The 22,656-nt window shown below is 72.7% G+C and carries 17 protein-coding genes and 2 pseudogenes; 8 read left to right on the top strand and 11 right to left on the bottom strand.

The genetic code is table 11. The features are described 5' to 3' along the window. Window positions 1–6 precede the first annotated feature (6 nt). Both QFZ75_RS36360 and QFZ75_RS36355 read left to right on the top strand, forming a co-directional pair. Window positions 7–1,344 carry a sugar ABC transporter substrate-binding protein gene (locus QFZ75_RS36360; RefSeq protein WP_307545031.1) on the top strand — a complete coding sequence of 446 codons (1,338 nt, stop codon included), beginning with the start codon at window positions 7–9 and terminating at the stop codon, window positions 1,342–1,344. A gap of 50 nt (window positions 1,345–1,394) precedes the next feature. Continuing rightward, on the top strand, window positions 1,395–2,597 hold the full coding sequence (locus tag QFZ75_RS36355) for a Gfo/Idh/MocA family protein (RefSeq protein WP_307543690.1): 1,203 nt from the start codon (window positions 1,395–1,397) through the stop codon (window positions 2,595–2,597). A gap of 53 nt (window positions 2,598–2,650) precedes the next feature. On the opposite strand, the gene QFZ75_RS36350 is transcribed toward QFZ75_RS36355, so the two are convergent. After that, window positions 2,651–3,346: a L,D-transpeptidase gene (locus QFZ75_RS36350; protein WP_307543689.1), complete on the bottom strand. Its 696-nt coding sequence runs from the start codon at window positions 3,344–3,346 to the stop codon at window positions 2,651–2,653. Window positions 3,347–3,598: 252 nt separating this feature from the next. Between QFZ75_RS36350 and QFZ75_RS36345 the strand changes: the two genes are divergently transcribed. Then, window positions 3,599–5,011 (top strand): pyridoxal-dependent decarboxylase, encoded by a 1,413-nt coding sequence (locus tag QFZ75_RS36345; protein ID WP_307543688.1) that lies wholly within the window; start codon window positions 3,599–3,601, stop codon window positions 5,009–5,011. A 101-nt stretch (window positions 5,012–5,112) separates the two neighbouring features. Beyond that, window positions 5,113–6,207 (top strand): SGNH/GDSL hydrolase family protein, encoded by a 1,095-nt coding sequence (locus QFZ75_RS36340; RefSeq protein ID WP_307543687.1) that lies wholly within the window; start codon window positions 5,113–5,115, stop codon window positions 6,205–6,207. On the opposite strand, the pseudogene QFZ75_RS36335 reads toward QFZ75_RS36340, so the two are convergent. The 6 genes and pseudogenes from QFZ75_RS36335 to QFZ75_RS36310 form a co-directional block, all read right to left on the bottom strand. Continuing rightward, window positions 6,149–6,769, bottom strand: a pseudogene (locus QFZ75_RS36335) (TetR/AcrR family transcriptional regulator); the annotation flags it as partial. The gene QFZ75_RS36340 and the pseudogene QFZ75_RS36335 overlap by 59 nt on opposite strands. After that, window positions 6,736–8,748 (bottom strand): CocE/NonD family hydrolase, encoded by a 2,013-nt coding sequence (locus QFZ75_RS36330; RefSeq protein ID WP_307543686.1) that lies wholly within the window; start codon window positions 8,746–8,748, stop codon window positions 6,736–6,738. The gene QFZ75_RS36330 and the pseudogene QFZ75_RS36335, both read right to left, overlap by 34 nt. A gap of 255 nt (window positions 8,749–9,003) precedes the next feature. Beyond that, on the bottom strand, window positions 9,004–10,788 hold the full coding sequence (locus QFZ75_RS36325; protein WP_307543685.1) for an ABC transporter ATP-binding protein: 1,785 nt from the start codon (window positions 10,786–10,788) through the stop codon (window positions 9,004–9,006). Further along, entirely contained in the window at window positions 10,788–11,687 is a 900-nt protein-coding gene (locus tag QFZ75_RS36320; protein ID WP_307543684.1) for an ABC transporter permease, read from the bottom strand. Before QFZ75_RS36320 ends, QFZ75_RS36325 begins: the two co-directional genes overlap by 1 nt. Further along, a complete protein-coding gene (locus QFZ75_RS36315) occupies window positions 11,684–12,640 on the bottom strand; it encodes an ABC transporter permease (protein ID WP_307543683.1) in 957 nt (318 codons plus the stop codon). The genes QFZ75_RS36320 and QFZ75_RS36315 overlap by 4 nt, the downstream gene beginning before the upstream one ends. A 2-nt stretch (window positions 12,641–12,642) precedes the next feature. Next, window positions 12,643–14,226: an ABC transporter substrate-binding protein gene (locus QFZ75_RS36310; RefSeq protein WP_307543682.1), complete on the bottom strand. Its 1,584-nt coding sequence runs from the start codon at window positions 14,224–14,226 to the stop codon at window positions 12,643–12,645. A gap of 158 nt (window positions 14,227–14,384) precedes the next feature. On the opposite strand from QFZ75_RS36310, the pseudogene QFZ75_RS36305 reads away from it, so the two are divergent. Further along, window positions 14,385–15,328 (top strand): annotated as a pseudogene (locus tag QFZ75_RS36305) (ABC transporter transmembrane domain-containing protein); the annotation flags it as partial. A 288-nt stretch (window positions 15,329–15,616) separates the two neighbouring features. Here the strand turns inward: QFZ75_RS36305 and QFZ75_RS36300 are convergent. Further along, complete coding sequence (locus tag QFZ75_RS36300; RefSeq protein ID WP_307543681.1) at window positions 15,617–16,099, bottom strand: VOC family protein; 483 nt, start codon at window positions 16,097–16,099, stop codon at window positions 15,617–15,619. A 139-nt stretch (window positions 16,100–16,238) separates the two neighbouring features. Here QFZ75_RS36300 and QFZ75_RS36295 point away from each other — a divergent pair, with 139 nt between their 5' ends. Beyond that, window positions 16,239–17,444, top strand: a complete 1,206-nt coding sequence (locus QFZ75_RS36295; RefSeq protein ID WP_307543680.1) for an epoxide hydrolase family protein — start codon at window positions 16,239–16,241, stop codon at window positions 17,442–17,444. Between the two features lie 87 nt (window positions 17,445–17,531). Here the strand turns inward: QFZ75_RS36295 and QFZ75_RS36290 are convergent, their stop codons facing one another. After that, entirely contained in the window at window positions 17,532–18,764 is a 1,233-nt protein-coding gene (locus tag QFZ75_RS36290) for a DUF6777 domain-containing protein (RefSeq protein WP_307543679.1), read from the bottom strand. Window positions 18,765–18,927: 163 nt separating this feature from the next. Between QFZ75_RS36290 and QFZ75_RS36285 the strand changes: the two genes are divergently transcribed. Both QFZ75_RS36285 and QFZ75_RS36280 read left to right on the top strand, forming a co-directional pair. Next, the gene (locus QFZ75_RS36285) at window positions 18,928–20,205 is read left to right on the top strand and encodes a streptophobe family protein (protein WP_307543678.1); all 1,278 of its coding nucleotides are present in this window, start codon (window positions 18,928–18,930) and stop codon (window positions 20,203–20,205) included. A 30-nt stretch (window positions 20,206–20,235) separates the two neighbouring features. Further along, the gene (locus QFZ75_RS36280; protein WP_307543677.1) at window positions 20,236–20,889 is read left to right on the top strand and encodes a class I SAM-dependent methyltransferase; all 654 of its coding nucleotides are present in this window, start codon (window positions 20,236–20,238) and stop codon (window positions 20,887–20,889) included. A 75-nt stretch (window positions 20,890–20,964) separates the two neighbouring features. Here the strand turns inward: QFZ75_RS36280 and QFZ75_RS36275 are convergent, their stop codons facing one another. Both QFZ75_RS36275 and QFZ75_RS36270 read right to left on the bottom strand, forming a co-directional pair. After that, window positions 20,965–21,918 (bottom strand): serine/threonine-protein kinase, encoded by a 954-nt coding sequence (locus QFZ75_RS36275; RefSeq protein ID WP_307543676.1) that lies wholly within the window; start codon window positions 21,916–21,918, stop codon window positions 20,965–20,967. Beyond that, complete coding sequence (locus QFZ75_RS36270; RefSeq protein ID WP_307543675.1) at window positions 21,915–22,655, bottom strand: hypothetical protein; 741 nt, start codon at window positions 22,653–22,655, stop codon at window positions 21,915–21,917. Before QFZ75_RS36270 ends, QFZ75_RS36275 begins: the two co-directional genes overlap by 4 nt. Window position 22,656 lies beyond the last annotated feature (1 nt).

Here is a 22,656-nt window from a genome sequence, read left to right as displayed (position 1 = left end):
ATGCGCATGCGTACGCGTACGGTCGTGGCACTGGCCGGGGCGCTGTCCCTGGCGACGGGCTGCGCGCAGGGCGGCACCGCCAGAGCGGGTGCGGACACGGTGACGTACTGGCTCTGGGACGCCAACCAAATGCCCGCCTACCAGACCTGCGCCAAGAACTTCGAGCGGCGAAACCCGGGGCTGCGGGTGAAGATCACGCAGATGGGCTGGGCCGACTACTGGACCAAGCTCACCGCGAGCTTCATCGCGGGCACCGAGCCCGACGTGTTCACCGACCACATCCAGAAGTTCGGGCAGTTCGCCGACCTGGACGTGCTGGAACCGCTGGACGACCTGGGCATCGACGACTCCGCCTACCAGCCGGGCCTGGCCGCCAACTGGACCGGCCGGGACGGTCACCGCTACGGCGCCCCGAAGGACTGGGACACCGTCGCCCTCTTCTACAACCGGAAGATGACCGAACGGGCCGGGCTGGCCGCGGAGGAGCTCAACGACCTCGCCTGGAACCCCGAGGACGGCGGCACCTTCGAGAAGGCCGTCGCGCACCTGACCGTCGACAGCAACGGCAGGCGCGGCGACGAGAAGGGCTTCGACAAGGACGACATCGAGGTGTACGGCCTCGCCACGGGCGGCGCCGGCGACAGCGACGGACAGACCACCTGGAGCCCCTTCGCCGCCTCGGCGGGCTGGCACTACACGGACAAGGCACGCTGGGGCACCGAGTACCGGTACGACAGCAGGACCTTCCAGTCGGTGGTCGACTGGTACTTCGGCCTCGCGGAGAAGGGCTACCTCGCGCCGTTCACCGACTACACCGACGGCGCCAACCCGGCCAACGCCCAGGTCGCCTCCGGCAGGGCGGCCACCGCCCTCGACGGCGCCTGGATGATCTCCACGTACTACGGCACCAAGGGCCTCGACGTCGGTACGGCCGTCACCCCGGCCGGGCCGACCGGCAAGCGGGCCACCATGATGAACGGCCTCGCCGACTCCGTCACCAAAGGCGCCCGCAACAAGGCGGGCGCGAAGAAATGGGTGCGGTACCTGGCCTCCGACGCGTGCCAGAAGACCGTCGGCGGATACGGCGTCGTCTTCCCGGCGACCCCGGAAGGCACCGAGGCGGCCGTGGCCGCGTACCGGAAGAAGGACATCGACGTGTCCGCCTTCACCGGGCCGGTCACGGACACGAAGGACTTCACCACGTTCTCCTTCCCGGTCACCGACTACGCGGCGGACGTGTACGCCCTGATGCGCCCCGCGATGCAGGACGTCTACGCCAACGGCGCCCCGGCCGGGAGCCTGACCCGGACCAACGACCAGATCAACCTCATCCTCGGCCAGTGACCCGGCCCATGCCCCGGCCCGTGACCCGGACAGTGAAAGGCACACACCCCATGACCTTCTCCCTCGGCATCGTCGGCGCCGGCCAGTTCTCCGGCCAGTTCGCCAAGCTTTTCCTCGCCCACCCCGGCGTCGGCGACGTCCACGTCACCGATCTGCTGCCGGAGCGGGCCGAGCACCTGGCGTCGGCCGAAGGGCTGTCGGGAACCTACCCCTCGTACCAGGCGATGCTGGAGTCGGAGGCGGTCGACGCCGTCGCGATCTTCACCCAGCGCTGGACCCACGGTCCCCTGGTGCTCCAGGGGCTGAACGCCGGCAAGCACGTCTACTCGGCGGTCCCGATGGCGATCACCCGCGACGAGATCGCCGCGATCATCGACACGGTACGGGCCACCGGGCTCACGTACATGATGGGTGAGACCAGCCAGTACAACCCGGCGACCGTCCATGCCCGCAACCAGATCGCCGACGGCGCCTTCGGCCGGCTCTTCTACGCCGAGGGCGACTACGTGCACGACATGGACCTCGGGTTCTACGAGGCCTACCGGTACAGCGGCGGTGAGAACTGGAAGGCGACCGCCAGCTATCCCCCGCTGCTGTACCCGACGCACTCGGTGGGCGGGGTCCTCGGGGCCTGGCGGACACATGCGGTGAGTGTGTCCGCGATCGGTGTCAGGGACGACCGCGGGGACGGGGTCTTCGACGAGAAGATCAGCCAGTTCGGCAACGACTTCTCCAACGCCACCGCGCTGTTCGAGGTCGCGGGCGGCGGCTCGTTCCGTACGAACGAGTTCCGGCGGGTGGGCTACCCCTCGCACATCCGGGAGTCGCGTTTCCGGTTCTTCGGGACCGACGCCAGCATGGAGCAGCTCGCCACGGTGGCCTTCTGGCAGGACAAGAAGGGGGTGAAGGACATCAGTGAGCTCCTGGAGCCCAGGCCCACCATGTCCCCCGACGACCCGTCCCTCCAGCACATCGCGCCGGAACTGCGGGCCGCCTTCACCTCCGGGTCGGCCCCGGTGCACGACCGGGCCCGCCTGCCCAGGGAGTTCGACCACCTGCACAACGGCCACGAGGGCAGCCACCACTTCCTGGTGGACGACTTCGTGACCGCGGTCAGCACCCGCACCCTGCCGTCGGTGAACGCCTGGGTCGCCGCCCGCTACACCCTGCCGGGCATCGTCGCGCACGAGTCGGCACGGCAGGGCGGGGCACGGCTGGAGATCCCGGACTTCGGGGACGCACCCGAGGCGTGACGTCCCCGTACGGTCCGGCCGTTCCCCGGAGCGGCCGGACCGGCCCGGCCCGGTCAGGTGCCGGGCTTGCGGCCGTACACGTACACGTCGTCGTTCTTCTTCAGGAGCGACCAGTACTTCTTGGCGTCCGTCTTCGTCATGTTGACGCAGCCGTGCGAGCCCGGCGGGTTCCACATGCTGACGCCCACCGAGTGGAAGGCCTGGCCGCCGTCGAAGAACTGGCTGTAGGGCATCGGCACGTCGTAGATGGTCGAGACGTGGTCGATGTTGCGCCAGTAGATCTTCTTCAGGCCGGTGCGGGTCTCGTAGCCGTTGCGGCCCGTACGCACCGGCACCGGCCCGTACACGAGGGTCCCGCCGTCCTGGATCCAGCTGATCTGCAGCGTCAGGTTCACGCAGGCTATGCGGCCCTTGTTGACCGGGCACCTGCCCGCCGCGTTGGGCTTCGTGCCGACGGCCTTCTGCTTGGTCATGAGGTCCATCACGCCCCAGGTGACGGAGCCCGCGTAACCGATGTTCGGGGTGATGCCGTGCTTGGTCTGGAAGTTCTTGATCGCCTTGCAGTCGGCGGTGGACTGCCTGCCGTCGACGGGCCGGCCGAGGAACTTCTCGACCTGCTTCTGGTACGGGCCGGTCGAGGTGGTGCAGCTCGCCGCCTGCGCCGGCGCCGCGCCCAGCGCCAGGGTCAGCGGCGCCACCAGCCCGGTGATCCCCAGTGCGACGACCGTCCGTCTGCGTATGTCCCCCATGGTCGGACCTTCCCTCTCCGGTTGCTCTTCGATTGCTCTGCGGTTGCTCCGCGGTTCCTCTTCGATCCGGTCCTACCGGTCGATCCGTGCCAGCTAGACCCGCGCCGAAGGGCATCGGTTGTGGAGCCCGGGTGGCTGAAACGAAACGGTGACATGATCTTGAATTCGCCCCCGCCGGCGGTTCGCACGGACAGCGCCGGTCCTCCGTGACCGGCCCCTGATTCTGCCCGACCGCCCCCTTACCCTGCCACCATGCATCCCGTGCTCGCCGACGACCTCTCCCGGCTTCCCGAACTCCTCCAGTCCGCCCGCGACTTCGCCGCGCGTGCGGTGTCGGGGCTCGACGCCCGGCCCGTCGTCCCGCCCGGCGGGGCCCCGGACGCGCAGCCGCTGCCGGCCCGGGGAGCCGGCGCCGAGGGTGCCCTCGCGCGCTTCGCCGAGCGGTGGGCGCCCGGCTTCTCCGCCTCCGCGGGCCCCCGCTACCTCGGCTTCGTGACCGGCGGCGCCACCCCGGCCGCGGTCACCGGGGACTGGCTGACCAGCGCCTACGACCAGAATGCCGCCGGCGGGGACGCCTCCTCGGCGGCCGCTCTGGAACGGGAGACGCTGGGCTGGCTGCGGGAACTCTTCGGACTGGGGGACGCGCACAGCGGTGCCTTCGTGACGGGTGCGACCGTATCCAACACCGTCGGGCTGGCCCTGGCGCGCGAATGGCTGGGCGAACGCCGGGGGATCCGCGTGTCCGAGGCGGGTGTCGCGGCGCTCGGCCCCGTCGAGGTGCTCTCCGGCAGCCCGCACTCCAGCATCCCGAAGGCGCTGTCCGTGCTCGGTGTCGGCCGCGACCGGCTGCGTACGGTGCCGGTGCTGCCCGGTGGCCGCGAGGCCGTCGACGTGGGGCGGCTGGCCGAGGCGCTCGAAGCGCTGGACGGGCGCCCGGCCGTCGTCGTGGCCAACGCGGGGACGGTGAACACGGTCGACTTCGACGACCTGCGGGCCATCGCGGACCTCAAGGAGCGCTACGGCTTCTGGCTGCACGTGGACGCCGCCTTCGGCGGTTTCGCCGCGCTGTCCCCCGAGCACGCGCACCTCACCGACGGCCTCGACGCCGCCGACTCGGTCTGCGTCGATCTGCACAAGTGGCTCAACGTCCCGTACGACGCGGCCGTGCAGTTCACCCGCCACCGGGATCTCCAGGTGCGGGTCTTCCACAACGCGTCGCCGTACCTCGGGCTGCCCACCGGCGACCCCGACTTCGTGCACCTCACGCCCGAGAACTCACGCCGGCTGCGGGCGCTGCCGGCCTGGTTCTCGCTCGCCGCGTACGGCCGCGAGGGGCACCGCGAGATCGTCGAGCGGAACGTGGCGCTGGCCCGGCGGCTCGGCGAGGGGATCGCGGGCCTGCCGGAACTGCGGCTGCTCGCGCCGGTCCGGCTGAACGTCGTCTGCTTCACGCTCGCCGGGTCACCGACCCGGGAACGGGTGCACGCGCTGGGCCGGGCGGTCGCGGACTCCGGCGAGGCGTTCCTGACGCCGACGTCCCACGAGGGGACGCACGCCCTGCGGGCCGCCTTCAGCAACTGGCGGACCTCCGAGGCGGACACGGACCGGGTGCTCGACGCGGTGGCGCGGGCGGCCGGGTCCCTGTTTCCGCCCGACGGTCCGTAGGAGCGCCGGCCGACGGCCCGCGGGCGCGCGGACTCTTCCCCCGTGCGGCCCCCTGTGCTTGTCTGGGGGCCGTTTTCGGTGGCCGAGGCGGGAGTTGCCGTATGAGCAAGCCGTGGATCGTCCGGGTACCGCAAGGCGTACTGGCAGGTGTACTGGCAGGACTGCTGCTGCTCACCGCGTGCGGGGATCCCTCGTCGGATCCCGGGCCCGTGTCCACGCCCTCGTCCCCCGCCACCGGGTCGACCACGCACCAGCGCCCGGCCGCCACCCCCGGAGAGGACACCGGAGCCGTCGAGGCCACTCGGCAACCGCCCCGCCCCACCGTCCTCTACCTCGGTGACTCCCTCGCCATGGAGAACCAGAAGGTCCTCGGCGGGCTCCTGCGGGACGGGACGGGAGCCCGCTACACCAGCGCCCCGTACTCCGGCACCACGCTGTGCGACTACCTGGAGGGCGGCGCCGAGGACTCCCTGGTCCCGCCGAAGGACAAGGCGGCCGCCCTGGTGCGCCGGCTGCGGCCGGACTACGTGGTGCTGCAGTTCTGGGGCAACGCATGGGGCTACACGCCCTGCATGGACGGCATCACGTACGACGAAGCGCGCGACAGGTACTTCGCGCGCTACACCGCCGACGCCGGGCGCCTGACCGACCAGATCGCGGGTGCCGCCGACGGGGTGAGGGTCGTCTGGGTCCTCCAGGGACCTGACCCGATCACCCCCGACCGGGTCAGGCGCGTCAACGCGGTCTACGAACGGCAGGCACGGGCCTCCGGCGATCTGCTCGCGGACGCCGGGAAGGCGGTCAGCCGGGCCGCCGACCGCTACACCTGGACGCAGTACCTGCCGTGCACCGCGTACGAACGCGGGCACGGACCGTACTGCACCCGACCGGGCAGTGACCGCACCGCCCTGCACCGCGACGACGATTACCTGCACTTCTGCCTGGCCCCGACCACGTCGACGCCCAGGCCCTGCCCGGTCCGCTCTCCCGGCATCCTGCGCATCGCCCGGGTGATCAGCCGGACCGTCGGCGAGGCAGTGGCCTCGGCGGCAGACCGACTCAGCGCCCGCCGGTCCCCAGCTCCGTCTCGACCAGCCGGTACATGTGCCGGCGCGCGTCCTGCGTGCTCAGCGGCGGCGCCTGGCGCAGCCGCTGCAGGGCCAGGCCGTCGGAGAGCGCGGCGAAGCGGACGGTGAACCCGGCCGGATCCGCGCACACGAACTCGCCCTCGGCCACGCCCCGTTCGACCAGGGAGCGGATCTGGCTGTGATAGTCCTCGTACCGTTTCGCCTGGCCGCCGGTGAAGGTCTGCTCGGGGTCCTGGTCGCGGTCTCCCGCGCTCCAGTAGTCGAACCACATCCGCCAGTGCCGGTCGGTGTCCTCGGTGAACAGGGCGTCGATCAGCAGCCGCAGCGCGTCGGCGCCGCCGGCCGCCTCCTGCGCGGCCTCGTCGAGTGCCGCGTAGTACCGCTCGATGTTCAGCACCATGGCCTCGGAGAGGATCTCCTGGACGCTGCCGAAGTGGTAGGTGACCGTGCCGACCGACACCCCTGCCGCGGCGGCGACGTCCCGTACGCCCACGGACGCGTAGCCGCGCTCGGCGATGAGCGGGACGGCCGCCTCCACGATGAGCCGGCGCCGGACCTCGGTGGGCTGGCGCGTGCGGTCGGCGGCGGCGACGGCACGACGGGTCGCCTTCACGGGCCGCACGGGCTCGGCGGGCTTCACCCGGACGTCCTCGGGGTGGTGCGGTGCCATGCGCGCTCGACCACTGTCTCTCCGTCCGCCCGTGCTTCCATCCGGCTGTCCATGATGAACTCCGCGGCCGTCGCCCGCAGTTCCGTACGCGTGATGATCTCAGCGTCCCAGTCGCCGCGCCGCAGCCGGATCGTCCACTCGGAGACCGCTTGCGCGGACAGCGGGTCGTCGGCGCGGATCCGGTACGTCTCGCGGGCGCTCTCCTCGTAGCGCAGCCCGTCCGGGTAGAGACGTGATCCGCCGTAGTTGGGGTCGACCTCCAGCGTCCACTCCCCCTTGGCGACGTCGTGCGTGACCAGGCGCTCAGGTGTCGGTTCGCCGGTCCGCCCGTACTCGACGGGCAGCGGCGGGGCCTGTTCGGGCTCCTCGAAGCGGATGGGCGCCCTGCCCTCGTCGGCCGCGGAATCCCGCACGGGCAGGAGCACGGCGCTCTCGGCGGGCAGCACGGTCAGCCCGCCGCGCTCGCCGTGCGGCCACACCCAGGGCCAGTACGTGTCGGAGAGGGCGACCCTGACGCGGTGTCCGGGCGGGAAGGCGTACCCGATGCCGTTGAGTTCGAACTCCACCGTCCCGTACGTGCCCGGGGTCCACTCCACCGCCCGGTCGCGCCCGTGCCGGCTGAGCAGGTTGAGGACACCGCGGGTCACGAGTGTGGACGAGCCGTCGGGGGCCACGTCGCAGATCCGGGCGATGACGTGGGCGCGGGGTGTCGCGCTGTCGAGGCGCAGCCGGACGCGCGGGCGGCCCAGGATCTCGACCCGCTCGTCCAGCGGCTGCGAGTCGAAGCAGACCGAGCGGCCGTCCTCCTCGCGCTGGTCGGGGGGCAGATCGCTCGCGTTGCCGAACGGGAAGAACCGGCCGGCGTCGAGGCCGGTGTGCTGCGGCGACCGTACGAGGACGGGCGCGGCGCCCCGCCCCAGCGGCCGCTCGTCCCAACTGACGTCGCCGGACGGCCAGTCCGGCTCACCCACCCAGCGGCCCGGCAGCACGTCGTGGGAAGTGGCGGGCGGCACCGGGTCGTTCAGCCACGCACGGAGCTTCGGCTCGCGCATGATGCCGGTGTCCTCGTCCTTCAGGTGCTGGTCCCACCAGCGCAGGGTCTCCTGGAGGAAGCCGATCGCCGGGCCGGGCGGCAGGCCCCGGTCCGGGTACTGGTGGGACCAGGGGCCGATGAGCCCCCGTACGCGGTCGCCTGGCAGGTGTTCCACGAGCCGCAGCACGGTGTCGCGGTAGGGGTCGTTCCAGCCGCCGACGGCGAGGACCGCCGCGTCGATGGCCGAGTAGTCCTCGCAGACGCTGCCGTGCCGCCAGTAGTCGTCGCGCTGCTGGTGCGCCAGCCAGGTGTGCAGGAACGGGTCGAGGGCTTCGAGGCGCTCGCGCCACATCGGCAGCCAACGGTCCTGGCCCACGCTCGTGGGGTCCGGCGGGCGGGAGGCGAACGCCAGCATCGTGCCGGCCCAGGCGAGCATGTCGACGCCGAGGACGGCTCCGCCCATGTAGTGCACGTCGTTGTCGTAGCGGTCGTCGGTCGAGCAGACGGTGACGATCGCCTTGAGCGGTTCGGGGGCGAGGGCGGCGATCTGGAGGGAGTTGAAGCCGCCCCAGGAGATGCCGAACATGCCGACCCGGCCGGTGCACCAGGGCTGTCGCGCAAGCCAGTTGACGACGTCCACGCCGTCCGCGAGTTCCTGGGCGTCGTACTCGTCGCCGGGGGTTCCCTCGCTGTCACCGTGGCCGCGGATGTCCACGCGGACGGAGGCGTAGCCGTGGCCGGCGTACCAGGGATGGCGCTGGGCGTCCCGGGGAGCCGTCCAGTCGGTCTTGCGGTAGGGGAGGTATTCGAGGAGGGCGGGCACGGGGGCCGTTCCGGCGTCCGCCGGGCGCCAGATGCGGGCGTGGAGGTGGGTGCGGCCGTCGCGGGTGGGGATCCAGACGTCCTCTCGTGCGACCTGCCGGTCGAAGTGCTCGCGGTATCTCAACTTCCTGGCTCCTTGTCGCTGGGGTGGGGGGTGTGGGTGCGGGACTTTTTCCCGCCCCCGCCGCCCCTTCCCGTCCCTGGGGGCTGCGCCCCCAGCCCCCCTGTCGCGCTCACGCGCTCGTCCTCAAACGCCGGACGGGCTGAAAGATCAAGCCAGGGCCGGCGAAACATCCAGCCCCTCCGGCGTTTGAGGAGCGGGGGTTCGGGGGCTGGCCCCCGGGACGGGAAGGGGCGGCGGGGCGAGAAGAGCCGCCAGTCACCCCGCCGCTCGCCACCGCCGCACGCGGTGCCCCCCGCCGGGGACACCCCCGTCAGAGGCGATCCACAGATCGCCCGCCTCCGCCGCGTCCACCCACTCCGGCACCGGCCCGACGACGAACCGCGCCTCGGGATCAGGATCGGGTTCGAGCACGGCAGCCATCAGCTGCCGCGTATAGGGGTGCCCCGGCGCCGAGAAGACCGCGTCCGTAGGCCCCTCCTCGACCACCACACCCCGCCACAGCACGACCACCCGGTCGGCGATCCCCCGCACCACGGCCAGGTCGTGGCTGATGAACAGACAGGCCAGCTCCCGCTCGCGCCGCAGGTCGTCGAGGAGGCGCAGGACGTCGGCCTGGACCGAGACGTCCAGCGCCGTGGTGATCTCGTCCGCGATCAGTACGTCCGGCTCACCGGCGAGGGCGCGCGCGATCCCGATCCGCTGCCGCTGCCCGCCGGAGAGCTGCGCGGGCAGCCGCTCGGCGAGGGCGGGGTCGAGGCGTACGTCGCAGATGAGCCGCCGGGCCCGTGCGGCGGTCTCGGCACGGGTGCCGGTCGTGCCGAAGAAGCGCAGCGGCCGCCGCACCGCGTCACCGACGGACCGGCGCGGGTTGAGGGAGGTGTCGGCGTTCTGGAAGACGAGCTGGACGCGGCGCCGCAGCGCCGACGGCCGCTTCCCGGCGGGTCGGGCGAGGTCGCCCGCCCCGGCATCCAGCTCCTGACCCGGCCCGTGCGTCATCGTGCCGCTGGACGGCGTGCGCAGTCCCGCCAGTGCCCAGGCGAGCGTCGACTTGCCGCTGCCCGACTCCCCGACGAGCGCGAGGACCTCGCCCCGCCGGACGTCGAAGGAGACGCCGTCCACCGCACGGCTGGTCCCGTAGTCGACGGTGACGTCCCGCGCGGCGACGGCGACCGGAGCCCCGTCGGGGATCACGGCCCGCGGCCGCACCTCCCGCTCCCCCGCCTCACCCACCCGCGCGAGCCCTTCGTCGTCGAGCCGCGGCACACTCGCCAGCAGGCGTCTGGTGTACGGATCTTGGGGCGCCGCGAAAAGCCTGCCGGTGGGCGCGGCCTCCACGACCCGCCCGGACCGCAGTACGGTCACCTCGTCGGCCATGTGCGCGACGACCCCGAGGTCGTGGCTCACCAGCACGGCGGACAGGCCGAGTTCGTCGCGCAGCGCGCCGATCAGGTCGAGGACTCCGCGCTGGGTGACGACGTCGAGCCCGGTCGTCGGCTCGTCGAGGACGAGGACCTTGGGACGGGCCGCGATGGCCATGGCGATGGCGACACGCTGCTGCTGGCCGCCGGAGAGCTCGTGCGGATAGCGGCGGGCGAGTTCGGCGGGCCGGGGCAGCCGGACCTGTTCGAGGAGGTCCACGACAGGTACGTCACCGCCTGCCTCCGCGACCTGGCGGCCAATGCGCATGGAGGGGGTCAGTGCCTGCCCGGCGTTCTGGGCGACCATGGCGACCGTGCCGCCGCGCAGCCGGCGCAGCTCCCGCGCGGACAGGGCGAACACGTCGGCCCCCGCGATTCGTACCGAGCCGCCCGTCACCCGCGACCCGTGCCGCAGGTGCCCCAGGAGCGTCGCGGCGACGGTCGACTTGCCGCTTCCCGACTCGCCGACCAGCGCCAGGGTCTGTCCCGGCAGCACCTCCAAGGACACCTCGCGCACCACGGGCACGTCGGCGCCGCCCGAACGGTAGGCCACGGACAGCGAGCGCACGGAAACGAGCGGTTCCGCTGACACGAGCGGGTTCACGGACACGTCGGCGGTCATCAGGACCCCTCCCTGATCCGGTCGACGCCCCATGCCTTGGACAGGCCGTCGGCCGCGAGGTTGAGCCCCACCACGAGTGTGGCCAGGGCGATGATCGGTGCGAGGCTCGCCATGGGTACGACGGTGATGGCGGTGCGGTTCTCCGCGACCATCAGGCCCCAGTCCGGTGTCGGCGGGTCGGCGCCGAAGCCGAGGAAGGACAGCGACGAGATCAGCAGGACGACCCACGAGGCCCGCATCGCGAACTCGACGCACACCACGTCGGTGATGTTCGGCAGGATCTCGCGCCGCAGGATCGCCCAGGTGCCCTCGCCCCGGGCCCGCGCCGCGGTCACGAAGTCGGCGGGCGCGACCGCCAGTGCGGCGCCGCGTACGACTCGTACGACCTGGGGCACATACACGACCGCGATCGCCAGGACGATGACCGACGGGCCCGTGCCCAGCGCCGTGACGACGACGAGCAGTGCGAGCACCGACGGGATGGAGAGCACCGCGTCGAGGACCCGTCCCAGCACGTCGTCGAACCAGCCGCCCCGCAGGGCGGCGGCGCACCCGACGACCGTGCCGATCAGCAGGGTCACCAGGGTCGCGGCGACGGAGACGCCGAGGGCGTACCGGCCGCCGTACAGGACGCGGGCCAGGACGTCGCGACCGTACTGGTCGGTGCCGGCCCAGTGCTGCGCGCTCGGGCCGAGGAGCGCCTGGCCGGCGTCGTTGGCGATCGGGTCGTACGAGGTGAGGACCGGGGCGAGCAGCGCGACGAGGACATGGACGGCGACGATCGCGAGGCCGATGCCGGCCGCCCGTGAGGAGCGCACGGTGCGCCAGGCGCGCGCCGCCGCCGACGGCGGGGCCGCGGGGGCCGCCGGCGCGGCCGGCGGGGTGTCGAGGGTGGTCATCGGGTCCTCCCACGCGTACGGAGCTTGGGGTTGAGGGCCATGGCGCCGAGGTCGGCGGCCAGGTTGCAGACGACGTACACGACCGCGCTGATCAGTGCGATGGCCTGGATGACGGGCAGGTCCCGGTTCTGGACGGAGGCGAGCATCAGCTTTCCGATGCCGGGGTAGTTGAAGACGTTCTCGACGACGGCGACCCCGCCCGCGAGCCAGGCGACGTTCAGGGCGATGACGTGCAGGGTCGGCAGCAGGGCACTCGGCAGGGCGTGCCGGGTGACGACCCGCCAGGTCGACAGACCCTTGAGGCGGGCGGTGGTGACGTACTCGCTCGCCATGACGTCGATGACGGACGTGCGGGCCATCCGGACGATGTACGCGGCCATCACGATCGCGAGTGCGAGGGCGGGCAGCCACACTGCGGGCATGAGCTGGCCGACGGTCGCCTCGGGGCCGTACAGGACGACCGCGGGGAACCAGGGCAGGGCCACCGAGAAGCAGAGCACAAGGACCGTGGCGACGACGAACTCGGGGACGCTCATGCCGACCAGGCTGACCGTGGAGATGAGGTGGTCGGGCCAGCGGTCGCGGTAGAGGCCGGCGAGGATGCCGAGGACGATCGAGCCGGTGACGGCGAACAGGACGGTCACCAGGGCGATGAGCGCGGAGTTGCCGAGGTACATGCCGACTTCGCCGCCGACCGCCTTGCCGGACACGAGGGAGGATCCGAAGTCGCCGTGCAGGGCGCCGCCGATCCAGTCGGCGTACCGCTCCCAGGCCGGCCGGCCGAGCCCCAGCTTCTCGCGGAGGGCGGCGACCGCGTCGGGGGTCGCGTCCTTGCCGAGGACCTGGGTGGCGACGTCGCCGGGCAGGGCCTGGACGGCGAGGAAGACCAGGACGGAGGAGAGGACGAGCGTGCCGGCGGCGGCGAGGACGCGGCGGGCGATGAACGAGAGCATGGTCAGGCTCCCTTAAGGCCGATGCCGAGGTAGTCGAACTCGAAGCCGTGCTCGGCGTATCCGCGTACCTTCCGCGAGATGCCGACGAGCCGGTCGGCGAACATCGGGGTCATCGCCCCGCCCTTCTCGACGACGAAGGTCTGCGCCTCGCCGTACAGTTCGCGCCGCCGTTCGTCGTCGGTCTCCTGCCTGGCCCGGTCGAGCAGCGCGTCGAACTCCTTGTCCGACCAGGCGGTCTCGTTGTAGGAGGAGCCGCTGCGGAAGACCTGCGTGAACAGCTGGTCGACGGGTCTGCCGGTGTACCAGTAGGTGGCCATGAGCGGCTTCTTCATCCAGATCTGCGTGTAGTACGAGTCCGCCGAGGCCGTCTTCACCCGGACGCGGATCCCGGCCCGCGCGGCCGAGTCCTGGTAGGCGAGGGCCATGGGCGTGAAGACCGGGTCGTACGAGGAGGTGTAGAGGTCGACCGTCAGACCCTCGTGGCCTGCCTTCTTCAGCAGGTGGCGGGCCTGGTCCGGGTCGTGCTCGGGGTGGGCGGCCAGGTGGGCCGGGTCGCTGGGCGGCACGGGGTTGTCCCAGCCGGCTGTGCCCGCGCCCTGCAGAGCGACCTTCACCACGTGCTCGGGGTCGTAGGCCAGTTTCATCGCCTGCCGCACGCGTACGTCGGTGAAGGGCTTCTCCGTGGTGAGCATCGGCAGGACGTACCACTGGGCGTTCTCGACGCGGGCGATCGTCGCGCGGTCGGAGGCGGCGACGACGCGGGCGGTCGCGAAGTCCAGGTTGGTCTGCGAGAGGAGGTCGACCTGCCCGGCGAGCAGGGCGTTGGAGCGGGCCGACATGTCGGCGACGGAGTAGAAGTCGATGGCGTCCAGGACCGGCCGGCCCGCCCAGTGGTCCTTGAACGCGGTGATCCGGCCGGGCCCGGCGGGCGCGAACGACTCCAGCTCGAACGGTCCGGTGCCGATGCCGGTACGGCCGATGCCGCGGGCGCTGCCGTCGGGGATGACATAGCAGTTGTAGTGCGTGAGGAGGCTCGGGAACTCCGCGTTGGGCGTTTTCAGCGGTACGACGAGGGTGTGCGCGTCGGGGGTCCGCAGCTTCGCCGGGTCGATGAGTGGGGCCAGGACGGCGGCCTGCGGGGACGCCGTCTTCTTGTCGAGGATGTGGCGCAGGGTGTACGCGGCGTCGGCGGAGGTGAGTTCGCGGCCGTCGTGGAAGGTCACGCCCTTGCGGATGCGGAAGGTCCAGGTGCGCGCCCTGGCGTCCGGTTCCCAGGACTCGGCGAGGTCGGGTGCGAGGTCGCCGTTCGCGCCGATGCGGACCAGCCGGTTGTAGAGGGCGCCGAGGTATTCGTACGCGGACAGGGAGCTCGCGGGGTCCAGGGTCTCGGCCTCGGAGGCGGGCGGCCGGGCGATGCGCAGGGTTCCGCCGCGGTCGGGCGTGCCCCCCTTGGCGCCCTTGGGCAGGGCGGGGGCGGCCGTGGCGCCCGTGCAGCCGGTGAGCAGCCAGGACGCACCGAGCGACGCGCCGCCCGCCGCTGCCGCGGCGAGGACGGAGCGCCGTCCCGGGTGATGGATGTCGGGCATGGGCCGACCGTCCCTCTCGCTATTCGTTCGCCATTCGTTCAGCGGAACGATTGAGTGAAGTGCGTGAACGATAACCAGCCGACGGTCCCTCGCCAACCCTCGGAGGGCGGGAATTTACGTCGGAAACCGAGCCGTTACGTGGCCGGAGGAGGGCCTGCATGACCTCGTGGGAGAAGCCGCTCGACCCCCGCTACCGCGGCGAGCACCCGGTCCGCACCCTCGTCTACCTGTTCCGCGCCGACCGGTGGCGGCTCGCCGCCGCCTTCCTCGTCAAGCACAGCCCGGTCTGGCGGTTGCCCCTGATCACCGCGACCATCATCGACACGGTCGTGCGGCACGGGCCGGTCGGTGACCTCTGGCTCAGTGCCGGGGTCGTCCTCGCCATCCTGGTGATCGACATGCCGCTGCACCTGCTGTACGTACGGCTGCTCCACGGCAGCGTGCGCCGCATGGGCACGGCCCTGCGGTCCGTGCTGTGCACACGCATGCAGCAGCTCTCCATCGGCTACCACTCGCGCGTCGGCGCGGGCGTCCTCCAAGTGAAGGTCGTCCGGGACGTGGAGACGGTCGAGCAGATGGTGCAGCAGACCGCCGAGACGGGGCTCGGCACGGTCACCGTCCTCACCGGCGGGCTCGTCATCATCGCCGTGCGCACGCCGGAGTTCGTCCCCGTCTTCCTGTGCGTGGTCCCGGTCGCCGCGCTGCTCGTGGCGCGGCTGCGGGGCCGACTGCGCGTCCACAACGAGGACTTCCGCCACGAGGTGGAGAACCTGTCCTCACGGGTGACGGAGATGACCCGGCTCATCCCCGTCACCCGGGCGCACGGTCTGGAGGGCAAGGCCCTGCGGCGCGAGGACGCCGATCGGCCCGCCGGCGGGACTTCAGTCTCGGCGTCACGCCGGGCGAGACGATCGCGCTCGTCGGCGCGTCGGGGGCCGGCAGGTCCACCGTGCTCGGTCTCGTCATCGGGTTCATCCGGCCGACGTCGGGCCGGCTGCTGCTCGACGGGGCCGACATGAGCACCCTGGACCTGCGGACCCACCGGCGGTTCGTGTCGGTCGTGCCGCAGGAGTCGATCCTGTTCGACGGCACCGTGCGGGAGATCGGGTCGCACGAGGAGCTGATGTCGAGGGCGGGGGCGTACACGGAACTGCACGGCGGACAGCTCGCCTGAGACACCGCCCCGGCCGCGTGCTGCCGCCGGGGCGGACCACCGGTGCGACGGGCCGGCAGCACGATGGACCGGCGGACGGGACTGCCGACGCCACCGACTGTCTGCGGGCCGGACTGCCGACGCGGCGGACCGTCTGCGCGGTGGGCTGTCGCCGGACCGGGTCGCTGCCAGGAGGGGCGAGTGGGGCGTGCCGGGGGGCGGGCGGGGGCGCTCGCCTCACTCCCCGGCGTAGGCCCTCTCCAGGGCCGCGATGTCGAGCTTGTGCATCGTCAGCATCGCGCCCATGGCGCGGCCCGCCCTCGCCCGGTCCGGATCGCTGATCATCTCGGTCAGCCTGGCCGGCACGACCTGCCAGGAGACGCCGAACCTGTCCTTCACCCAGCCGCAGGGGCCCTGCTCGCCGCCGCCCTCGACGAGCGCGCGCGAGTAGAAGTCCACCTCGGTCTGGTCCGCGCAGTCGATCTGGAAGGAGACGGCCTCGGTGAACGTGAACTCCGGTCCGCCGTTCAGTCCGACGAACTTCTGGCCGTTGGCCACGAAGTCGACGGTGACCACGGAACCGGCGGGCCCGGGCCCGGCCTCCGTGGCACGGACGGTCCTTCCCCGCTCGGAGTTCTCGAAGAGCGAGACGTAGAAGTCCGCGGCCTCCTCGGCCTGCCCGTCGAACCAGAGACACGTGGTGAATCCGTCGGTGCTCATGACTACCTCCTGGTGCGGGAACGCTGTCTCCCCTGTCGACCGGTCCGCGACCGGAAACTCATCGGTCGGGCGAGCACCTGGGGGCGCAAGCTCTGTGAGCACATGCCCGGCCTCCGCGGCAGAACTAGCATGACCTGCCATGACCTCCCCGTACGACGACCGTGTCCGGCCCTTCCGTATCGACGTCCCGCAGGCCGAGCTCGACGACCTGCACGCGCGCCTGGACCGCACGCGGTGGCCGGACAAACTGCCGGGCGTGGGCTGGGCCTACGGAATTCCACTCGCCTACCTGCGGGAGCTCGTGGAGTACTGGCGGCACTCCTACGACTGGCGCGCGGCGGAGGCCCGGCTCAACGCGTGGCCGCAGTTCACCACGGTGATCGACGGGGCGACCCTCCACTTCGCGCACATCCGCTCGCCGGAGCCCGACGCCACCCCGCTGGTCGTCACGCACGGCTGGCCCGGCTCGATCGCCGAGTTCCTGGAGGTGGCGGGCCCTCTGACCGATCCGCGCGCCCACGGCGGTGATCCCGCCGACGCCTTCCACCTGGTGCTGCCGAGCATTCCCGGGTTCGGCCTGTCGGGGCCCACCCGGGACACCGGCTGGGAGTTCCGCCGCGTGGCCGCCGCGTTCGCCGTGCTCATGGACCGGCTCGGCTACCGGCGGTTCGGGGCGCAGGGCGGCGACTGGGGCGCGGCGATCTCGCGCGAGCTGGGCCGTACCCACCCCGGCCGGGTGATCGGCGTGCATCTGAACCTCCTGCCGGGCGCCCACGCCACCACCGAGCCGACCCCCGGGGAACTGGCGCCGCTCAGCCGCCGGGAACGCGAGCGGACCCTCGCCTCGTTCCACCGCCACCAGGAGTGGACCCGCGAACGACAGGGATACGCGGATCTGCAGTCGACGCGGCCGCAGACCCTCGCGTACGGACTCACGGACTCACCCGTCGGGCAGCTGGCGTGGATCGCGGAGAAGTTCAAGGAGTGGACGGACTCGGACGAGCGCCCCGAGGACGCGGTCGACCGGGACCAGTTGCTGACCAATGTGATGCTGTACTGGCTCACCGGCACGGCCGGTTCGTCCGCGCGGATCTACTACGAGCGTGCGCACGCCGACGGCGGGGGCGCGCCGGCGCAGCCGTCGACGGCACCGACCGCGCTCGCCGTCTTCCCCCACGACAACTTCATCCCGCTGCGGCACCACGCGGACCGCACGGACACCATCGTGCGCTGGACGGAGTTCGACCGCGGCGGCCACTTCGCGGCCATGGAGGAACCGGACCTGCTCGTCGGGGACGTACGGGCGTTCTTCGCCCAGCTGCGGCAGGACGGCGGCGCCCCCTGACCGGCGCGGCAGCCCGAACGGCGAGAGGCCCGAGGGCCGTACAGCTGTACAGCCGTACAGGGGATCCGTCACCGGTTTTCCGGTGGGTCACCCGGCCGGCTCCGTCGTCGTGCCGGACCCGTCGTCGGGCGCAGGCGCGGAGGAGTTCTCCGACGGCTGTCCGGACGAGGGCGACCCGGTCTCCGCGGACGGCGACGAAGGCGACGCGGGGGTGTCCGACGAGGAGGCCGGAGGGCACGGGCCCGCCGAGCCGTCCGGTGCGGACGCGCAGGCGGACGGTGAGTCCGACGACGGCGCCGGACTCACCGACGGGGACGGCCGGCCGGCCGGAGGGTCGGTCCTGCGGTCCTCGTCCCCGGTGTCGCCCTTGTGCCGGGTGAACCAGTCGCCGCTGTCCGGATCGAAGATCACGAAGACGTCGACGACCTGGGCCGCGGGCGAGACGACCACGACGTCCGAAGGCCGGTAGGAGGGCCAGGAGTCACCGGTCGTCCTCGGCGTGGTCTTCAGGGCGACCGGCGGCAGCAGCGGATTGCCGCAGGCGCACCGCACCCTGGGCACACCGCGGTCGTCGACGAGGACCGCGGTACCGGCCTGCAGGACCGCCTGGTATCCGGCCGGCCTCCCGTCGCGGTAGCCGTGGTTGGTGACGCGGGTGTCCATCCGCAGCTGTACGGGGGTGAGCGCGCGCAGGTACGCGGGCACCGAGGAGGGCCCGAGGTCCAGCGCCGAGGCGAACGCCCGGTTCTTGTCCGGAGCCCGCCGCAGTGCCGCGATCTGCTTCTCGACGTCGCAGGCGGCCACCTTCCGTGTCCCGCCGTAGAGGCCGGGTGCCGAACCGTCCACGCCCCGCGTCACCTGACCCGATCCGGAGGTGTCCGCGGGCGAGGGCGTCACGGGCGCCGCGGAGCCGTCCCGCGCCGTCGACCCGGTGAACGGGTCGGGGCCCGCCTCGCCCGCCGGCTGCAGGAAGACCTCACCGTCCGAGGTGGTGGCGGAGGAGGAGTCGTCGGAGGAGCGGTCGGGACGGGTGAGGACGACCGCCAGGACCACGGCGACGACGACCGCGGCGGCGATGACGGCGACGCGCGGCGCCGACCTCCACCAGGGCCGGCCCGGACCCCTGCCGCCACCGCCCGCACCACCCTGGCTGGACCCACCGGGTCCACCGGGCTCGCCGGGTCCGCCCGCACCCCCGGCTCCCGGTCCGCCGGAGTCTGCAGGGGCGGAACTCGACGGGCCCGGGGAACCGGCCGGTCCCGACAAGGGGCCGGAAGGCGGTCCTGTGGGGCGGCCGGACGACGGCGGTTCGACGCTCACGTGGTTCTCTTCCCGGCGCAGGGGCACCGCGGCACTTCACATACTTCATACCGCTTCGATGCGTGATGAGCCCATTGTGTGCTCCGGTCCGGTGCCGTCCGCAAGCGGACGCGGTCGGCCCTCCCGGCGGGCGCGCTGCCGACGCTCTGCCTAGCGTGGCAGCGTGAACCTCCGGACAGCGTCTGACCAGGCAGTCGCCCGCCACGGCTGGGCCCGGGCCCTGGCGACGGTCCTCGCCGGGGTGATCGCCATGTGCGCGGTCGCCGCGCTCGGGCTGTGGGCGGCCGGGGCCACCGACCTGCCCGGCGGGGCGTTCCCCCGGGTCGTCGTCGCGACGCTGGTGGTGGCGGTCGGCGGCTCCGTGCGGTTCACGGGGGACGCCGGGGCGATCGCCGAGACCCGGGCGGCCCTCACCGTCGTCCCCCTTTCGGTGACGCTGACCGGAGCCCTGGTCGTCGCCGCCGGCTTCCTGCGGCCCCTGCGCCGCCGGGCCGTCGCCGGTGCGCCCGAACTGGCGGGCTGGGCCGGCCGGATCGCCGTCCTGTGGCTGCTCGCCCTGACGGCCCTCGCGTCGGCGGCCCGCCGGACCTTCGCGGTCCCGCTGGGCGAAGGCACGCTCGCCGACCTCGGTGACCTGTTCGGTGCCTCGGCGCCGCGGGTCGGCTTCGAGGCCGACATGCCGGTGACACTGGGCTTCGGTCTGCTGTGGCTGCTCGGAGTGTTCGTCCTCGCGCTGCTCGTCCCGCCCGGGGCGCCGCTCCCGCCCCGCCTCCTGCGGTTCCAGGAATCGGTGCGGCCGGCCGCGTACGCCATGGCCGTGCTGCTGCTCGCGTACGTCGTCCTGGGTGTGGTGATCGCCCTGGTGGTGGCCGTCACCCGGGGTCATGCCGCGCAGACGCTCGCCGTCGTCCTCCTCGGACTGCCGAACCTCGTCTGGCCCGTCTTCACGATCGGTCTGGGCGCGACCTGGGAAGGCCGTGTCGAGGGGCCCTTCGGGCTGCCGATGCCGCAGGTGCTGGACCGTGTGCTGCGTACGCCCGACCTCTCGGCCCTGAACCTGCGCACGCTCGCCGAGCAGGACGGGAGGGTGTGGTGGCTGGTGGTCGTGAACGCGGTCCTGCTGCTCGCCGTCGCGTTCCTGATGGCGTCCCGCTCACCGGCCCGGACGCGGGCCCGGCAGCACGCCCTGCACATGGCGGTCGCGCTCGCGCTCACCGTGCTCGCCGTCTGTCTCCTCGGCCGGATCGACGCGCACTACGGTCTGTCGCTGTTCGGCATCGGGGACGCCGGCGGGGGTCTGTCCGGCGACCTCTTCCTGCGCCCGCGGCTGTGGGGCGCCCTCGGCCTCGCCCTGCTCTGGGGCCTGGTCGCCGGCTTCCTGGGCGCGCTCCTGGCCGCCCGGACGCGTCATCACGGCGAGTCGGGGAAACCCGGGGCCTGAGGCCCGGGACCCGTACTACGGTACGCACCCATGATCGAACCGGACTTCCTGCGCATCACCCGAACGGCCTACGACTCCCTGGCCGCCCGCTACGCCGAGCTCTTCGCGAACGGGCTGACGGACTTCCCCCTGGACCGGGCGATGCTCGGTGCGTTCGCCGACTTCGTACGGGCGGACGGCGGCGGTCCGGTCGCCGACCTGGGCTGCGGTCCGGGCCATGTGACCTCGTTGCTGCACTCACTGGGCCTGGACGCGTCCGGCGTGGACCTGTCGGAGGAGATGATCGCGATCGCCCGCGCGGCACGTCCCGACCTGCGGTTCAAGGTGGGCTCGATGACCGCGCTGGACATCGGGGACGGCAGTCTCGGCGGGGTGCTGGCCCGCTACTCGATCATCCACACTCCCCCGGAGCGGCTGCCGGAGGTGTTCGCGGAGTTCCACCGTGTACTGGCGCCCGGCGGTCATCTGCTGCTCGCGTTCCAGGCCCACGACGACCCCGCGGAGCCGGCCGAGTCCTTCGACCACAAGGTGGCCCTGGCCTACCGCTGGAACACCGACCATGTGGCCACGCTGCTGACCGGCCTGGGCTTCGCCGAGAAGGCCCGCCTGGTGCGGGCCCCGCTGGAGTCCGAACGCCCCTTCCCGCACGCCCATGTGCTCCTGGCCAAGGCGCCGCCCGCGTAGGCGCCCGGCGGGGCGCGGAGAACCGCGCGCCCGGCCACGACGAACCGGCACTCGGCAGCCGGCCCGTACGGCTCCTCATCCCACCGCTCCGGGAAACACGGGCCGAGCCCATCCCGGCGGTCCGGGCGGGGGCGCCGGCGGCCCGGACCCACCCGTCACAGCCGCCCGCAGGGCACCCACGAACGCGAGACAGGACCCGTAGCGGTCGTCAGGACGCTTGGCGAGGGCCTTCGCCAGGACGGCATCGACGGCGCCGCCGGGACCGCCCCGCTCCCCGCCGATCGCCGGCGGCACGTCGTACTGGTGCGCCCACAGCAACGCCATGTCGTCGTCCCGTAGGAACGGCGGCCGGCCGGTCAGGGTCTCGTACACGACGCAGGCGAGGCTGTAGACGTCGCAGCGGCCGTCCACCGGACGCCCGGAGATCTGCTCGGGCGCCACGTAGTCGAGCGTGCCGACGAACTGGCCGACGGTCGTGAACCCGGTCAGGGACAGCGACTTCTTGGTCAGCCCGAAGTCGGTGAGGTAGACGTGCTCGGGGTGGTCGCTGTCGGTGCCCGCCGCGACCAGGATGTTGCCGGGTTTGACGTCCCGGTGGACCAGCCCGTGGTCATGGGCGGCGTCCAGCGCGGAGGCCACCTGGACGGCGATGCGGACGGCCGCCGTGACGGTCGGTGGCCCCTCCCGGTCCAGCAGGTGGCGCAGGTCGCGCCCGGCGACGTACCGCATGGCGATGTAGAGCACACCGTCCGCCTCGCCCGCCTCGAAGACCGGCACGATGTGCGGGTGGTCGATCGCGGCGGCCACCCGTGACTCGTAGGTGAACCGTCTGCGGAACGTGTCGTTGCGGGCGAGTTCCGGGGCGAGCAGTTTCAGGGCGACGGTGCGGTCGAGGCGCAGGTCCTTGGCCCGGTAGACGACGGCCATGCCCCCGCGGCCCACCTCGGCCTCGATCCGGTAGCCGGCGACCTGGCCGCCGACGAGATCGGAGGGCCGCCCCGGGTGCGGGCCCGCGTCGCCCGCCGTCACCCGTCACCGCCGACGATCCGGGTGGGTGCGTGCCCGGTCTCCTCCCCGGCCCGGGGTGTCTTCGCCGCCGGGGCGGGGACGGCCTCGGTGAACCCGGGCCCCGCGGCCGGCACGGTCCTCGTCGGTTCCGGCGCCGCGCCCGGCACGACCCGCGTGGGCGCGTGCCCCGCCGTGCCGGGCGGTTCGAAGCCAGAGGTGCTGGGGGTGCTGGGGGCGTCGGAGGTGCTGGGGATGCTGGGGGCGCTGGGGGCGTCGGACGGTTCCGGTGCCGCGTATGTGCACAGACGTGTCCCGTCGCAGTACACCCACCGCTCGTGCTCGGCCTCGTAGAGCCACATGGCCTCCCCCTCGACGACGATCCCGGCCCGCAGGTCCCGCGTCCGGGCGTGGAACTGCGCGCCGTCGAGGTGTCCGGCCGCGAGGTCCTCCACGGCCCGCCGGTAGCGGCCCAGCGCCTCCTCGGCCCGGGCGAGCAGCGGACGCGGGTCGGCGGTACGGGCGAGCGGCTGCCCGGCGGCGGGCGGTTCCCGCGGTACGGCCACCAGCAGCCGGCCGTCGACCCACGCGGACCAGCCGTTGGCGCACAGGACGTGCCCCCAGTCGCCGTGCCGCTCGACGAGCCGGACCGGCAGGAACGGATCGAGCGGCGTGACGGGCCGGACCGGGTCGGGGGCGTCGCGGGCGGGCATGCCGTCCGGCGGGACCACATGGGTGGGGCGGAAGCCGGGAGTCGTCATC

Origin of the sequence: Streptomyces sp. V3I8, assembly GCF_030817535.1 — a bacterium.
In the GTDB taxonomy this organism is placed as follows: domain Bacteria; phylum Actinomycetota; class Actinomycetes; order Streptomycetales; family Streptomycetaceae; genus Streptomyces.
Note: the sequence above shows the minus strand (reverse complement) of the source record. Positions and strands in the feature narration are given on the sequence as shown.

What these genes read in the sequence shown, in the direction of transcription:
- QFZ75_RS36325 (WP_307543685.1), bottom strand. Translation starts at nt 10,788, where the DNA reads ATGACCGCCGACGTGTCCGTGAACCCGCTCGTGTCAGCGGAACCGCTC.
- QFZ75_RS36360 (WP_307545031.1), top strand. Translation starts at nt 7, where the DNA reads ATGCGTACGCGTACGGTCGTGGCACTGGCCGGGGCGCTGTCCCTGGCG.
- QFZ75_RS36355 (WP_307543690.1), top strand. Translation starts at nt 1,395, where the DNA reads ATGACCTTCTCCCTCGGCATCGTCGGCGCCGGCCAGTTCTCCGGCCAG.
- QFZ75_RS36345 (WP_307543688.1), top strand. Translation starts at nt 3,599, where the DNA reads ATGCATCCCGTGCTCGCCGACGACCTCTCCCGGCTTCCCGAACTCCTC.
- QFZ75_RS36340 (WP_307543687.1), top strand. Translation starts at nt 5,113, where the DNA reads ATGAGCAAGCCGTGGATCGTCCGGGTACCGCAAGGCGTACTGGCAGGT.
- QFZ75_RS36295 (WP_307543680.1), top strand. Translation starts at nt 16,239, where the DNA reads ATGACCTCCCCGTACGACGACCGTGTCCGGCCCTTCCGTATCGACGTC.
- QFZ75_RS36350 (WP_307543689.1), bottom strand. Translation starts at nt 3,346, where the DNA reads ATGGGGGACATACGCAGACGGACGGTCGTCGCACTGGGGATCACCGGG.
- QFZ75_RS36280 (WP_307543677.1), top strand. Translation starts at nt 20,236, where the DNA reads ATGATCGAACCGGACTTCCTGCGCATCACCCGAACGGCCTACGACTCC.
- QFZ75_RS36300 (WP_307543681.1), bottom strand. Translation starts at nt 16,099, where the DNA reads ATGAGCACCGACGGATTCACCACGTGTCTCTGGTTCGACGGGCAGGCC.
- QFZ75_RS36315 (WP_307543683.1), bottom strand. Translation starts at nt 12,640, where the DNA reads ATGCTCTCGTTCATCGCCCGCCGCGTCCTCGCCGCCGCCGGCACGCTC.
- QFZ75_RS36270 (WP_307543675.1), bottom strand. Translation starts at nt 22,655, where the DNA reads ATGACGACTCCCGGCTTCCGCCCCACCCATGTGGTCCCGCCGGACGGC.
- QFZ75_RS36310 (WP_307543682.1), bottom strand. Translation starts at nt 14,226, where the DNA reads ATGCCCGACATCCATCACCCGGGACGGCGCTCCGTCCTCGCCGCGGCA.
- QFZ75_RS36320 (WP_307543684.1), bottom strand. Translation starts at nt 11,687, where the DNA reads ATGACCACCCTCGACACCCCGCCGGCCGCGCCGGCGGCCCCCGCGGCC.